General features: G+C 74.3%; 10 protein-coding genes. 2 read left to right on the forward strand and 8 right to left on the reverse strand.

The window, feature by feature from the left end:
* Positions 1-6: 6 nt before the first annotated feature.
* Positions 7-4,932, reverse strand: a complete 4,926-nt coding sequence (locus tag JOE63_RS19590) for a sigma-70 family RNA polymerase sigma factor (protein WP_204543127.1) — start codon at positions 4,930-4,932, stop codon at positions 7-9.
* 176 nt (positions 4,933-5,108) lie between these two features.
* Here JOE63_RS19590 and JOE63_RS19595 point away from each other — a divergent pair, with 176 nt between their 5' ends.
* Positions 5,109-5,906, forward strand: a complete 798-nt coding sequence (locus JOE63_RS19595) for a hypothetical protein (RefSeq protein WP_239576770.1) — start codon at positions 5,109-5,111, stop codon at positions 5,904-5,906.
* Positions 5,907-6,021: 115 nt separating this feature from the next.
* Here JOE63_RS19595 and JOE63_RS19600 read toward each other — a convergent pair whose 3' ends face one another.
* Positions 6,022-6,330: a DUF1540 domain-containing protein gene (locus JOE63_RS19600; RefSeq protein ID WP_204543128.1), complete on the reverse strand. Its 309-nt coding sequence runs from the start codon at positions 6,328-6,330 to the stop codon at positions 6,022-6,024.
* A gap of 207 nt (positions 6,331-6,537) precedes the next feature.
* Between JOE63_RS19600 and JOE63_RS19605 the strand changes: the two genes are divergently transcribed.
* Complete coding sequence (locus JOE63_RS19605; protein WP_204543129.1) at positions 6,538-7,266, forward strand: phosphotransferase family protein; 729 nt, start codon at positions 6,538-6,540, stop codon at positions 7,264-7,266.
* Between the two features lie 19 nt (positions 7,267-7,285).
* Here the strand turns inward: JOE63_RS19605 and JOE63_RS19610 are convergent, their stop codons facing one another.
* The 6 genes from JOE63_RS19610 to JOE63_RS21530 all read right to left on the reverse strand — a co-directional run bounded on the left by JOE63_RS19610 (position 7,286) and on the right by JOE63_RS21530 (position 14,218).
* A complete protein-coding gene (locus JOE63_RS19610; protein ID WP_239578483.1) occupies positions 7,286-7,687 on the reverse strand; it encodes a heat shock protein transcriptional repressor HspR in 402 nt (133 codons plus the stop codon).
* A gap of 139 nt (positions 7,688-7,826) precedes the next feature.
* Entirely contained in the window at positions 7,827-8,819 is a 993-nt protein-coding gene (locus tag JOE63_RS19615; RefSeq protein ID WP_204543130.1) for a DnaJ C-terminal domain-containing protein, read from the reverse strand.
* Between the two features lie 192 nt (positions 8,820-9,011).
* Positions 9,012-9,674, reverse strand: coding sequence for a nucleotide exchange factor GrpE (grpE, locus tag JOE63_RS19620; RefSeq protein ID WP_087470022.1), 663 nt, complete (start codon positions 9,672-9,674; stop codon positions 9,012-9,014).
* The gene (dnaK, locus tag JOE63_RS19625; RefSeq protein WP_204543131.1) at positions 9,671-11,554 is read right to left on the reverse strand and encodes a molecular chaperone DnaK; all 1,884 of its coding nucleotides are present in this window, start codon (positions 11,552-11,554) and stop codon (positions 9,671-9,673) included. Before dnaK ends, grpE begins: the two co-directional genes overlap by 4 nt.
* Positions 11,555-11,714: 160 nt before the next feature.
* Entirely contained in the window at positions 11,715-13,112 is a 1,398-nt protein-coding gene (locus JOE63_RS19630) for an alanine--tRNA ligase-related protein (RefSeq protein ID WP_204543132.1), read from the reverse strand.
* Positions 13,113-13,270: 158 nt separating this feature from the next.
* Complete coding sequence (locus JOE63_RS21530) at positions 13,271-14,218, reverse strand: cold-shock protein (RefSeq protein WP_087470025.1); 948 nt, start codon at positions 14,216-14,218, stop codon at positions 13,271-13,273.
* Positions 14,219-14,330: the final 112 nt, after the last annotated feature.

The following is a 14,330-nucleotide window of genomic DNA, read 5'->3' on the forward strand; positions in this document are numbered from 1 at the left end:
CGGCCCTCAGCCCTCGCCGCAGCGCGCGCCGCGCTGCCAGAACAGCCCGAGCGGGTCGTGGTCCGGCCGCACGAAGACGCTGCCGTTGCGCGCCGTGTAGTTCCAGCCGCGGTAGGAGACCTCGGTGTCGTGGTCGTACCAGACGCCCGCCTCCCACTCCGGGGCGCACGCGGCCACGGCCGTGAAGTCGTCGACCTTGAGCTGCTCCGTCCACGAGCCCGCGTGGACGACGTACGTCGCCCCGGACCAGGGGGCCTCGCCCAGGCTCTCGGTGCGGCGCTCCCCGGCCCCGACGGTCCACTCGCCCTTGGCGTTCCCCGTGACCCGGAACGTCACCGGGACGTTCGAGCCGGAGTTGTCGAGCAGCACCGACACGGCGCGGTACGAGTGGCCGCGCTGCGCGTCGTAGTACGGGTCGCCGAGGACGAGGCTCGCCGTCGGCTCCTCGACGGCGCAGTCGACCGCGTCGTAGCGGACCGGGAGCGTCTCGGCGAAGGGCACCCCGAGCACCGTGCGCGACAGCGCGAGCTCGACCTTGCCGGCCTTGACCGCGAGCGCCCCGGTCGCGAGGTCGGCGCCCGCGCTCGCCCCGGGGGCGACGTCGCCCAGGTCGCGGTCGCCGAACGGCGTGCGGGCGACGACGTGCATCGCCTCGGCCGAGTCGTTGCGCAGCCCGACGGTGAGCACGACCCCACCCGTCCCGGCGGTGCACCGCGCGGACACGGTCGGGGTCGCCGACCAGTCGGGCCGGTAGCCGTCGCCCTGGTACCGCGCGGTGAGGCGCGCGTCCGCGAAGGGCGTGCCGAGCACGGTGCGCGACTGGCGGAACGTGACGGAGCCGGGCTTCACGTCGAGCGCGCGCGTGTCCACGGTGAGCGTCACGGTCGCGCCGGGCGCGACCTGCTGCGCGGGAGCCGAGTCCCCGTGGCCCGCGGCCGACATGACCACGTCGACGGTCTCGGGCGAGTCGTTGGTCAGCGTGCCGACGAGCTTGACCGACCCGTCCTGCCAGCGGGCGTCGACCGTCGCGGAGGTCGCCCAGCGCGGGGCGTACGTCACGGCGGCATACCGGGCCTCGACCGTCTTCGGGCCCGGACCGGTGTGCGCCGCGCGCTCGACCGTGAACGTCGCCGTCCCGGCCGGGACGGACAGCGCCTTCGCGTCCACGGTGAACGTCGCGTCCGCGCCCGGGGCCACGTCGACCGGCGCGGCGTCGCCGTGCGGCGTCGACATCCCCACGCGCAGCGTGGTCGCAGCGTACGGGTTGTGGAACGTGCCGGTCACGACGGACGTCCCGACCCCGGCGCCGGAGGGCACCACCCAGGTCGCCGTCGCGGTCGCCGCACCGGTGACCTGATCCCAGTCGAAGCAGTCGACGCCCGCGACGTCGTGGCTCGTGAGCGGAGCACCGTCCGCGAGCACCGCGAGCCGCAGCGTCTCCTGGCCCACGCCACCCGGCACGTCGACGGTCACGGCACGACCGCCGTCGACCGTGCGCGTCAGGTCTCGCCGGCCCTCGACCGAGAAGACGACCGGGACCGTCGACCGCGTGTTGTCGTAGCGCAACGAGACCGCGGCCGAGGCGAGCTCGGTCTTCGGGTCGAGCACGCACGTCCCGACGCTCGGCGCGCCCACCGCCGGCGCGTGCCGGACCGCGTCGTACGCGGCCGTCACGGTCTGCGCCCCTCCGGGTCCGCCGAGCCGCGTCGCACGGAAGACGACCGTGCCTGCCGCGACGTCGCGCGAGCCCGTGTCGAGCGTGAGCGTCGCGTCCTCGCCCGGGGCGACGTCCACGGCCTCGGTCGTCCCGAGGCCGCCCGCGTCCATGACGACGCGCACGGTGGTCGCCGCGTGGCCGTTGTGGAACGCACCCTCCACGACGACGGCCCGGGACTCCGCGGACCAGCCGGCGGAGGCGCTGCCCGTCACCGACCACCGGAAGCAGTCGACGGCGCCCACCGTGTGCCTGCCGAGCTCGTGGCCGTCGGCGCGCACCGTGTAGGTCGCGGCCTGCGTCCCGGCGCGCGGCAGGTCGACGACCCGCGTGGCCCCGCCCGCGACCGTCGCCGTCAGGTCGGGGCGGCCGTCGACGGAGAACACGACCGGCAGGGTCGACGCCCGGTTGTCGTAGGTCAGGCTCACGGGCGCGGACGACGTGTCCGTCGCGGGGTCGAACACGCACTGCCCGACCGACGGCGCCGGAGCCGTGGGCGCGATCGCCTGCGGCGGCAGCGTGAGTGCGAGGTCGCTCGCGGGCCGGGCGGGAACGGGTTCGCCGGCCAGGAGCCGCTCCTGCGTGAGGAGGATCATGCTCTCGGGGACCGAGGGCGCGTTCACGTCGACCGTCAGTCCGGCCTTCTCGTCCACGCTCGTGCGCCCCGGGACCTCGGCGTCCGACCAGGCGGGCGTGTCGGGGACGACCACGTCGACCGTGACCGGGGCCCCGGTCGTGTTCACGACCTCCGCGACGTACCGCACCTCCCCGGCGACGTTCTCCGCGCGGACGCGCACGTCCTCGGCACCGAGCCACGCGAGGGGCACCTCAGCGGTCATCGTCCGTTCCGCGGTCACAGCCCCGCCCGCGCCGCCGGCGCTGACCTGCACCGGGAACGCGGCGGGCTCCACGCGGATCGACCCGTCCGGCTCCTGGCGGGCGGACGGCACGTAGCTGCCGTCGGCCCGGAGCTCGACGTCGAGGCTCACCTCGGTGCCCGCTCCCGCACCACGCGTCGGTTCCGGCAGGACGACGTCGCGCTCGCACGTGAGCGAGCGGGCCCAGTCCTGCGTGGTGCACGTCCACGCGTCGCTCGTCGGGCGGACGGACAGGCCCTCCGGCAGCCGCGGGACCGTGAAGCTCACGCCGCGGGCGGCGCGGTCGCCCGTGTTGGTCGCCGTCAGCGTGAGCGGCGAGACCCCCGGGTTCGCGGGCACCGTGACGCGTTCCTCGTCCAGCCGGACCTCCGCACCGACGTAGTCGAGCGGCGGCGGCTTCAGGCTGGTCCTGACCGTCGGGAGCCCATCCGCCGTCACGCGCGCGGGGAACTCGTAGGAGCCGCCGCCCCGGGCCGTGACCGTGACGACGAGGTCCCGGACCTCGCCGGGCGCGAGCACCCCGATGGCGCACGTGAGCGTGCCGCCACCCGCCGTCGGCCCGCAGGGCAGGGCCGCCGTCCGGAGCACGGGAGCGACCGACGCTCCGCGCGAGACCACCGTCGAGGTCACGGTCTCCACGCCCGGCGGCAGGTCGACCTCGACGGCGACGTTCTGCGCCGCGCGCCCGCCGGAGTTGGAGACCGTCATCCGGACGTCGGCGGGCTGCCGCGCGACGAGGACGACGTCGGCTCCGAGCGTGAGGCCCAGGTCCGCGGGGGCGGGCTCCGGCGTGCCCGGGTCGGTCGGTCCAGGCGTCCCTGTCCCGGGGTCGGTCGGCGCGGGCGTACCGGTGCCGGGGTCGGTGGACCCGCCCGACGTGGTCGTGCCCGGCGTCGACCCGACCGGGGTGGTGCCGTCCGTGGGCGACCCGCCGCCGGTCCCGGTCGTGTCGCCCGTCCCGGCGGCGGTCTCGTCGGTCGGGGCCGGCGGGACGTTCGTGGGCGACGTCGGGTCGGTGGCCGGGTCCGGCGTCGTCGTGGTCCCCGTGGTCGGGGACGCGGACGGGGACGGCGAGGACTGCGAGGTCGGGGTGGGTACCGGGTCCGGCGAGAACACGCCGAGGGCACCAGCGACCCCGAGCCCGGCGACCGCGAGCACCCCGACCGTGACGGCGGCCGCCGCGAGCGGTGCCGACGTGACGAGGGCGACGAGACCGCCGGCGCCAGCGGCGGCGAGCGCGCCGCTACCGGCTGCAGCACCGCCGGCGGCCGCCGCGGCTCCGCCGACCGACGCCGCGCCCGCCCCGACCGCGCCACCGGAACCACCGGCCGCGCTCGCGGCAGCACCCGCGCCGCCGGCGGCACCGGTCCCGGCCGTGCTCGTCCCGGCCGCGCCAGCGCCCCCGGCACCCGCCCCGGCTCCGCCCGACCCGCCGGCCGCCCCGGACCCGCCCGCGGATCCCGCGCCCCCGCTGGACGACCCCTGCAGGGCGGCACCCACACCGCCGGCGACGGCCGCGCCGCCGAACGTCGGGAGGGCCGTCCCGACGAGGCCGAGCGCGCCGACGCCGAGGACCAGCGGGGCGATGACGGCGCGCATGCCGTGCGACACGTCGCCCAGCTCGAGCACGAGCGCGCGGCACTCGCCGCAGCTCTCGAGGTGCGACTCCACGCGCGCCGTCTCGCGCTTGGCGAGCCCGCCGCGCACGTACGACCCGAGGAGCGCGTTGACCGTGCGGCACTCCTCGGCGGGCACAGACGTCAGGTGCTGCTGGAGGTACGCCTGCCGCAGGCCCTCCCGAGCCCGGTAGGCGAGCGCGGAGACGCCGTTCGCGGTGAGGCCGAGGATCGGCGCGATCTCGGCCGGGGAGAGGTTCTCGACCTCCGTGTACCAGAGGACGGCGCGCCACCGCTCGGGGAGGTCCTGGTAGGCGCGCGTGACCGTCGAGCGCTCGAACCCCTCGAGGGTCGGGTCCTCGGTGGACGCCATGGGGCCGAACGCCGTCTCGAACGTGCGCTCGTCGTCCGTCGGCTGGGTGCGGCGCGCTCCGTTGACGAGATCGTAGGAGAGGCGTCGGACGACGGTGAAGAGGTAGGCGCGGAAGGTGACGTCGGGACCGCCCCCGCCCTGCAGCACCGACAGCGTGCGGGCGAACGCGTCGGAGACGACGTCGTCGGCGTCGGCCGTGGACCGGACGTACTGGCGCGCGACCGTGCGGGCCGCGGCGGCGTGGCGCTCGTACAGCGCGCCGTAGGCGCTGGTGTCGCCCCCGCGCACGGCCGTGATGAGCTCGGCGTCGCTGAACGCCTCGCTCCACACCCGTTCCTGCGCCTGCGTCATCTCACCCGCCCCGGAGACCGCCCCAGACCGAGGCGTACGGTGGCCATAGTAGACGCCCGTCCAACTTCGGGGCAGAGGGCTTCCGACGACGGAACGGTAACGGTCGGAGTCCTCCCTGTTCGCCCGATTTCACCCCGGACCCGCCGTCCCGGAAACTTCTTCGCCGACCCCGCGTCATGGATCGGCCGCTCGCCCGTCTCATCTACATGGACCACCTCCACGGGTACACCGTGCCCGCTCCCGACACCGTGCGCGAGCGCTGGCGTCGGGCGAGCGCCGAGCGCATCTGGCTGCGACCGGGCGACTGGTACCACCCTGCCGTCGACGCCCTCGTCGAGGCGCTGTGCGAGGAGCGGGACGGGACGCCGGCCGCCGAGCGGCTCGGCCGGGTGCGGGCCGAGGCGGGGGTCGGGATCGGCGAGGCCATCGACGACGTGGTGTGCCTGTACCGGACGCACGACCGCGAACCCGGGACCGACCTGCTCCGCGCGGTCGCCGTCGGGTGGTCCGACGGCTACGAGGCGACCCCCGTGACACCCGAGGTGATGGACCCCGAGTCCGGTCTCGCGACGTCCCAGTACCTGGTCCAACGGCTCCGGGAGACGTACGGCGTCGCGCAGCGCGCGGGGGTCGACGCCGCCGCGACGCACGGCCTGCTCGTCGTCGACGTCGCGCTCGACCACCTGACCGGGTGGCAGCGCTTCGCCCGGTCGGCGGCGATGGGTCGCGCGCTCACGCACACCTTCGGCGACGGCCACCCCATGGCCTCCCTCGGCGACGGGCTCTTCGTCGTCCTCGGGGAACGCGGCGCCGACGACGAGACGCTGCGCACCGTGCTCCGCCACAACATCGAGCGCACGGGACTCGCGCTGGGCGTCACGGCGATCCTGCGCCGGCCCCCGCGTGTCTGGCTCGAACCGCTCCCCCGCACCCACACCGCCGCCGTCCAGCTCCTCGACGCGCTCCAGCGCTGACGACCACCGACGACGCGGCGACGCCCCGGTCCACGCGGGCGAGCGCGCGGTCCGGGGCGTCCGGGGGCGTGGGCGACCGGCCGACCGGCCGCCTCCGAGGAGTCGGGGTCGCGCGTCAGCGCGGGGTGAAGGTGAGGCAGTCGGCCTTGTCCTCGCCGGACGCACCGGCGCCCACGCGGATCGACGGGGCCGCGCACTCGAGCGAGGAGTTGTGGACGCAGTCGGTGCGCTGGCACGCCCCGACGTGCGCGAGCACCTTCTCGAGACCGCCCTTGGTCCCCAGCGGGATGAAGGTCGCGCACTCGGCGTCGCCCGCGTGACCGGCGATGGTCACCGCGCCGGCGTGGCACCCGTGGTCGTGGTTGTAGCCGCACCCGTCGATGGAACACTCGACGACCTGGGGCATCTCCGTGAGGCTGCTCATCGCGATCTCCTGTTCTCCGAGGACCCGTGGCGGGCCGGGCTTCCACCTCCACGGTATTCCCGGAATTCCGGGATGTATAGCAAGGAAGGCCTTGCTAAGAAATGCAGGAATGGCGCGGAATTAGCGCACGACATTCTTGCGGAAATGCGTGGGCGGGCCGGTGCCCGGCCCTCGTCAGGAGGGGCAGGAGAGGCGTAGCGTCGGCTCATGGCCCCCTCGCTCGGAGCGCCGCTGTTCTCGGGCGCCGACGCCGACCTGTACGCGGTCGGCGCCGACCGCGTCCTCCGACGCTCACGCTCCGGGGCCGACACCGTCGGCACGGCCGAGGTCATGCGGCACGTGCGCGCCGCTGGCTTCCCCGCCCCGCGCGTCGACGCCGCGACGGACGGCGACCTCACCATGGAGCTCCTGCGGGGCCCGACGCTCCTCCAGTCGATCCTCGGCGGCCGGACGTCGCTCGCCGCGTCGGCCCGGATCCTCGTCGCCCTGCACGACGCGCTGCACGCGGTCCCGCCGCCGGCGCCGGACGAGCAGGCGTACGCGGCGCTCACCGCGCCGTCCTTCGCGGCCCTCGACGACCCGGCCGCCGGGACGGCGTGCGTCGTGCACCTCGACCTGCACCCGGCCAACGTCGTGCTCACCGCCGACGGCCCGGCCGTCCTCGACTGGACGAACGCCCGGCTCGGGCCCGCCGGCCTCGACCTCGCCGTGACCGCCGTCGTGCTCGCGGAGGTCGCCGCCGACGAGGACGACGAGCTCGCGCCCGGCGCGCGGGTCCTGCTGGACGCGTTCCTCCACCTCGCCGACCCGGTGCTCGTGCGACACCTCGACGCCGCCGCGCGGACCCGCGCCGCGGACCCCGGCCTCGACCCCTCGGAGGTCGCGCTCGTCCCGGCCGCCGCGGCGCTCGTCGCGCGCGAGGCCCACCGGAGCTGAGCCCCCGGCGGACCGGGGGTCAGGACCCCGCGTCGTCGGGCCGGGGTCGCCAGATGACGAGCGCGCGCGCCTCGCCGTGCTCGACGAGGGACTCGCGCAGCGCCTCCTCGACCCCGCGGCGCACGCTGCGCCCGCGCGGAACCACGACGACGTCGCCGCTCGCCGCGGCCGCGAACACCCGGCCACCGGGCTCGACGCGCGCGGAGAGCGCCTCGATGCGGCGCTCCAGGCGCTCGACCTGCGACTCGAGCGCGAGGATGCGCTGGATGCCCGCGAGGTTGATGCCCTCGTCGTGACTCAGCCGCTGCACCTCGAGCAGCTTCGCGACGTCGCGCAGCGAGTACCGCCGCCCCCGGCCCGCGGTGCGGCGCGGCACCACGAGGCCGAGACGGTCGTACTGGCGCAGCGTCTGCGGGTGCATCCCCGCCAGCGTCGCGGCCTGGGAGATGACGAGGACGGGAGCGTCCTGGTCGACGTCGCTCGCCGGACCCCGCCCGACGCCACGTGCGTCCTCGCCGACCGAGAGGTCAGGAGTCTTCCGGTGGGCCATCACGGCCCCCTTACTCCGCGGCCTGGCGGACCAGGTCGGCGCGCACGTCCTGGCCGTCCGTCTCGGCGGCGAACGTCTCGACCGCCTCGCGCGCGGCCTTCGACAGCTTCTGCGGCACCGCGACCTGGACGGTGACGAGCAGGTCGCCGGTGGCCTTCGCGGTCTTCACTCCGCGGCCCTTGACGCGCAGCGTGCGCCCCGAGGGCGTCCCGGCCGGGACCTTGACCTTGACCGACGCACCGTCGAGCGTGGGCACGGCGATCGTCGCCCCGAGCGCCGCCTCGGCGAACGTCACGGGGACGGTCGCGCGCAGGTTGTTGCCGTCGAGCGAGAACACCGGGTGCGGGGTGACGTGCACGGTGACGACGAGGTCGCCGTCCGGACCGCCCGCCATGCCGGGGCGGCCCTTGCCGCGCAGGCGGATCTTCTGGCCGTCGCGCACGCCCGGCGGGATGCGGGTGGTGACGTTGCGGCCGTCGACGGTGAAGGTCACGGTCGACCCCTCGACCGCCTGGCGGAACGGGAGGGTCGTGGCCGCGGCGACGTCCGACCCGGCCCGCGGGCGGGGACCGCCGCCGAACTGCTGCGCGCCCGCGCCGCCGAACATCGAGCCGAGGATGTCCTCGAAGCCGCCCGCGCTCTGGCCGCCGGTCGAGTAGCGGACCCGGGTCCCGCCCGGGCCGCCGCCGCCGAACATGCCGCCGAACACGTCCTCGAAGCCTGCGCCCCCGGCGCCGCCGGGCCCCGCGGAGAAGCGGGCACCGCCGCCGGCCATCGCCCGGATCGCGTCGTACTGCTCGCGCTCCTTGGCGTCCGACAGCACGGCGTACGCCTCGCCGATCTCCTTGAACTTCGCCTCCGCGCCCTCGTCACCCTGGTTCTGGTCCGGGTGGTACTTGCGCGCGAGCTTGCGATAGGCCTTCTTGATCGTGGCGTCGTCGGCGTCCTTGGGGACGCCGAGCGCGGCGTAGAAGTCCTTCTCCATCCAGTCCTGTCCGGTCACGGCGCCTCCCTCCAGTCGGTGGTCGTGGTCCTGGTCCTTCGTGTCTCGGGTGTCGGTGTGCTGCTGGTGGTGCTGTGCTCGTCGACGTGCCCGTCGATGCGCTCGTCGTGGTGATCCTCGCGTGCCCGACGGCGGGGCGCACCTCCGCGCGGGAGGTGCGCCGCGCCGTCGGGCACGGGCGGAGGACCCGGCCTACTCGGGGCCGACGACCGAGACGCGCGCGGCGCGCACGACGCGGTCCCCGATCCGGTAGCCCGGCTCGATGACGAGGTTCACCGTGGCCACGGTCGCCTCGGGGTCGACCTGGTGCATGAGCGCCTCGTGGACGGTGGGGTCGAACTCCTCCCCCACCTTCCCGTAGCGCTCGATGCCGAACTTGCCCAGGCTCGCGTCGAGCTTCTCCGCGATCGCGGCGAACGGGCCCGTGAGCTCGCCGTGCTGGCGTGCGCGGTCGATGTCGTCGAGCACCGGCAGGAGCCCGGCGAGCACGTCCTCCACGCCCTTCGCCCGCGCGGCCTCCTGGTCGCGCAGCGAGCGGTTGCGGTAGTTCGTGAAGCTCGCCCGCTCGCGCTGGAGCGCGTCGAGGTGCTCCGCGGCCTCGGCCTTGGCGGCCAGGACGGCCGCGTCGACCTCGGCCTCGTCGGACGGCTCGAAGTCGAGGCCCGCGAGCGGGTCCGTCTCCGCGTCGTCCCCGGCCGAGCCACCGGCGGAGCCGGCGCCCGCGCCCTCGCGCGGGCGGCCGGTCTCCGGGTCGACCTTGCGCTTGTCGGTGAACTGGAACGGCTTGTCCTCGGGGCCCTGGCCGGGCTCGCGCCCGGCCTGCTCCTCGGGGCCCCGGTCCTCGGGGGACGTCACTTCTTGTCGTCCTCGTCGTCCACGATCTCGGCGTCGACGACGTCCTCGTCCGGAGCCGACGTCGCACCCGCGGCCGCGGTGGCGTCGTCCTGCGCGGCGCCGGGGTTGCCGGCGGCCTGCTCCTGCTCGGCCGAGGCGTAGAGCGCCTGGCCGATCTTCTGCGAGGACGCGACGAGCTTCTCGTGCGCGGTCTTCACGGCGTCGGCGTCCTCGCCCTCGAGCGCGGACTTCACCGACGCGATGTCGGCCTCGACCTCGGTGACGACGTCGGCCGGGAGCTTCTCCTTGTTCTCGGAGACGAGCTTCTCGGTCGAGTACACGAACGCCTCGGCCTGGTTGCGGGTCTCCGCCTCCTCGCGACGCTTCTTGTCCTCGGCCGCGTGCTCCTCGGCCTCCTTGACCATGCGGTCGATGTCGTCCTTGGGCAGCGCCGAGCCGCCCGTGATCGTCATCTTCTGCTCCTTGCCGGTGCCGCGGTCCTTGGCGCCGACGTGGACGATGCCGTTCGCGTCGATGTCGAAGGTGACCTCGATCTGCGGCACGCCGCGCGGGGCCGGCGCGATGCCGGTGAGCTCGAACGTGCCGAGCGGCTTGTTGTCGCGCGCGAACTCGCGCTCGCCCTGGAACACCTGGATGAGCACCGACGGCTGGTTGTCCTCGGCCGTCGAGAAGATCTCGCTGCGCTTGGTCGGGATGGCCGTGTTGCGCTCGATGAGCTTGGTCATCACGCCGCCCTTGGTCTCGATGCCGAGGGACAGCGGGGTGACGTCGATGAGCAGGACGTCCTTGCGGTCACCGGAGATGACGCCGGCCTGCAGGGCCGCGCCGACGGCGACGACCTCGTCCGGGTTGACGCCCTTGTTCGGCTCCTTGCCGCCCGTGAGCTCCTTGACGACGTCGGTCACGGCCGGCATGCGGGTGGAGCCACCCACGAGCACGACGTGGTCGATGTCGGAGACGGAGACGCCCGCGTCGGAGATGACCTTGTGGAACGGGGCCTTCGTCCGGTCGAGGAGGTCCTGCGTCATCTGCTGGAACTGGGCGCGCGTGAGCTTCTCGTCCAGGTGGATGGGGCCGTTCTCGCTCATCGAGAGGTACTGCATCGAGATGGTGGTGCTCGTCGCGGACGAGAGCTCCTTCTTCGCCTGCTCGGCGGCCTCGCGCAGACGCTGGAGCGCGATCTTGTCCTTCGACAGGTCGACGCCCGAGCTGTTCTTCACCTGCTTGATGAGGTGCTCGACGATGCGCTGGTCCCAGTCGTCGCCACCGAGGCGGTTGTCGCCCGAGGTCGCGCGGACCTGGATCGTGGAGAAGTCGTCCTCGTCCTTGCCGACCTCGAGGAGCGAGACGTCGAACGTGCCGCCACCCAGGTCGAAGACGAGGATGAGCTCGTCCTCCTTGCCCTTCTCCAGGCCGTACGCGAGGGCGGCCGCGGTGGGCTCGTTGACGATGCGGGTCACGTTGAGGCCCGCGATCTGCCCGGCGTCCTTGGTCGCCTGACGCTCGGCGTCGTTGAAGTACGCCGGGACGGTGACGACCGCGTCGGTGACGGGCTCGCCCAGGTACTCCTCGGCGTCGCGCTTCAGCTTGCCCAGGATGCGCGCGGAGATCTCCTGCGCGGTGTAGTTCTTGTCGTCGATCTCCACCGACCAGTCGGTGCCCATGTGGCGCTTCACCGAGCTGATGGTGCGGTCGACGTTCGTGACCGCCTGACGCTTGGCGACCTCGCCGACGAGGACCTCGCCGGTCTTGGAGAAGGCGACCACCGACGGCGTCGTGCGCGACCCCTCGGCGTTCGCGATGACGGTGGGCTCTCCGCCCTCGAGGACGGCGACCACCGAGTTGGTGGTGCCGAGGTCGATCCCGACTGCTCGTGCCATGTGTGCTGCCTCCGTTGTGGATGGGGTGCCCGACGGCGCACGCGCGCCGGGGCACACCGGGTTGAGTCTGCTTCACTCAAGGTAGGCACGGGGTGCGCTCGCGCGCAAGCCCGCTCGCCAGAACTTGAGTCTGTCAGGCTCAACCTTCACTCAGGGCGAACTATTCCCCGCTCGTGAGGGCCGCCCGCGAGCGTGCCCGCTGGCGCTCCCGCTGCAGCGTGTAGCCCTCCCGCCAGTCCGGGGCGAGCGCCATGTCGCGGCGGCGGACCTCGTCGACCGACAGCTCGACGGGGAAGCCCCAGGTGTCCGCCAGCACGAACAGGTCGTCCCCGGTGACCGTCGCGCCCGCGAGCTTCTCGAGCTCCCGGAGCCCGCGGTGCACCGTGCGACGGAAGCGCGACTCCTCGTCGCGCAGGACCGTGCTCAGCTCCTCGCGCTGCGCGACCAGGCCCGGGTAGGCGTCGCCGTACGTCTCGGCCACGACGGCGACGAGGTCGTCGGCGAACCGCTCGTCCAGGCCGAGGCGGAGGGCGTGCACCACCGCCCGGCGGACGAGCCGCCGCAGGACGTACCCGTGCGTCTTGTTGCCCGGGCGCACCCCGTCCGCGGCGAGGAACGTCGCGGCCCGGACGTGGTCGGCGATCACGCGGAACGGGCGCGGGTCGTCCTCGTACGCGCGGCCGCTGAGCGCCTCGAGCCGGTCCACCAGCGGACGCAGGAGGCTCACGTCGAACACGTCGGGGCTCGCCATGGCGGCCGCGGCGATGCGCTCGAGCCCGCCCCCGAAGTCGATGCTCGGCTCGTCGAGGGGGGCGAAGCCCTCGGTGGTCCGGCGGTAGCGCATGAACACCTGGTTGCCGATCTCGACGAACCGGCCCCCGTCGCTCGCGGGATGGGGCTCACCGGCCGACGGGTCGTGGTGCTCGGGGCCGAGGTCGTAGAAGACCTCCGAGTCCGGCCCGCAGGGGTCGCCGACCGGCGTGCCGTCCAGGCCGCCTCCCCGGCTCCACCAGTTCTCCTCGGCGTCGTAGAGGAAGACCCGGCCGCCGCGCATCCCGTCACGGTCGCCGTCGGCACGGGACCCCACGTCCACGAGCCGTGCCGCGATCCCGTGCTCCGCGAACACCGTGACCCAGGCCCGTGCGGCCTCGTCGTCACGAGGGATCCCGTGCTCGGGCGACCCGCGGAAGCACGTGACGTACAGGCGCTCGAGGTCGACGCCGACGTGCGCGAGGAACTCGGCGAACCAGCGGACCTGCTGCTCCACGTCGGCGGACCCCAGGCTCCAGTTGCCCAGCATCTCGAAGAACGTCGTGTGCCGGCGGTCCCCGACCTCGTCGATGTCCTGCGCCCGGACGCACGGCTGCGAGTCGACCAGGAGGGGCCCGGCGTCGTGCTCCCGGGCACCCAGCAGGTAGGGCATCAGCGGCTGCATCCCGGCACCCGTGAACAGCGTCGTCGGATCCTCGCGGAGCACCAGGGGCGCTCGCTCGATCACGGCGTGACCCCGTGAGGCGAAGAACTCGAGGTAGGCCGAACGGATCTCCTGGGCGTTCATCCGACGACCCTAGGGACGGCGCCCGCGGTCCTCCAGGTCAATTCGCCGACGACGGTCGGACGACACTCGTCACGAGGTCGCCGAGGGGCGCTGAGCGTCCCCGGCGCCCGTTGCCGTGCGGGCGGGGTCGGTGCGCCGGGCGCCGACCCCGCCCTCGCTCACAGCAGCTCGACGCGGTCCGCCTGCGGGCCCCGGTCGCTCTGGCGCACCGCGAACCGGACCCGGTCGCCCTCCTCCAGGACCTCGTCGTCGCGCACGACCGACACGTGCACGAACAGGTCCTCGCCCCCGGCGTCGGGCGTGATGAACCCGAAGCCACGGTCCGCGTCGTAGCGCGCGACGGTGCCCTCACCCCCACGCACCGGCCTGCCGGACCCTCCCGGACGGCCGGAGCGGTCCGAGCGGTCGGGGCGGCCACGGTCCGCGGACGGGCGCGCGCCGCGGGAGCCGCGCACGAGCTGCACGTTGCGGGCATTCGGCCCCTTGTCGCCCGCGACGACGTCGTACGTCACGCGCGCGCCCTCGGCGAGCTCGGTCAGCCCCCGGCCCAGGGCGCTGACGTGCACGAAGACGTCGTCGCCGCCACCGTCGGGGACGACGAAACCGAAGCCCTTGACGTCGTCGTACCAGGAGACGGTGCCGTCCGCGCCGTCGGTCGCGGGCTGCGCGGCCTGCGCCCCGAGCGGCAGCAGGTGGTCCGCCTGCGGACCCTTCTCCCCCTCGACGACGAGGAACGCGACCCGCTGGCCCTCGGAGACCACGCCACCCCCGACGATGGCCGAGCTGTGCAGGAAGATCTGGGCGCTGTCACCGTCCGGCGTGACGAAGCCGTAGCCCTTGGTCGGCTCGTACCAGGCGACGGTGCCGAGCACGCCCAGGGGCGCGTCGGCAGCCCGGTCGCCCGTGACGCGGACGTGGCGCGCCTGCGGCCCGCGGTCGCCCTCGCCCACCTCGAACTCGACGACCTGCCCCTCCCGGAGCTGCTTGGGCCCGTCGTCGCCGACGATCTCGGACGCGTGGACGAACAGGTCCTCCGCCTCGTTCCCGAGGTCGATGAAGCCGAACCCTCGGTCGGCGTCGAACCATCGGACAGTTCCCTGGGGCACGGAGTACTCCTCGTCTTGGCAGGCAGTGCTGCCACCCATTGTCCCCCAGGTCTCGGCGCCCGCCGCGAGCAGCACTTGACGAACTCCTCCCGGTGCGGGTTCATAAGGAGTG

Origin of the sequence: Cellulosimicrobium cellulans, from assembly GCF_016907755.1 — a bacterium.
GTDB lineage: Bacteria > Actinomycetota > Actinomycetes > Actinomycetales > Cellulomonadaceae > Cellulosimicrobium > Cellulosimicrobium cellulans_D.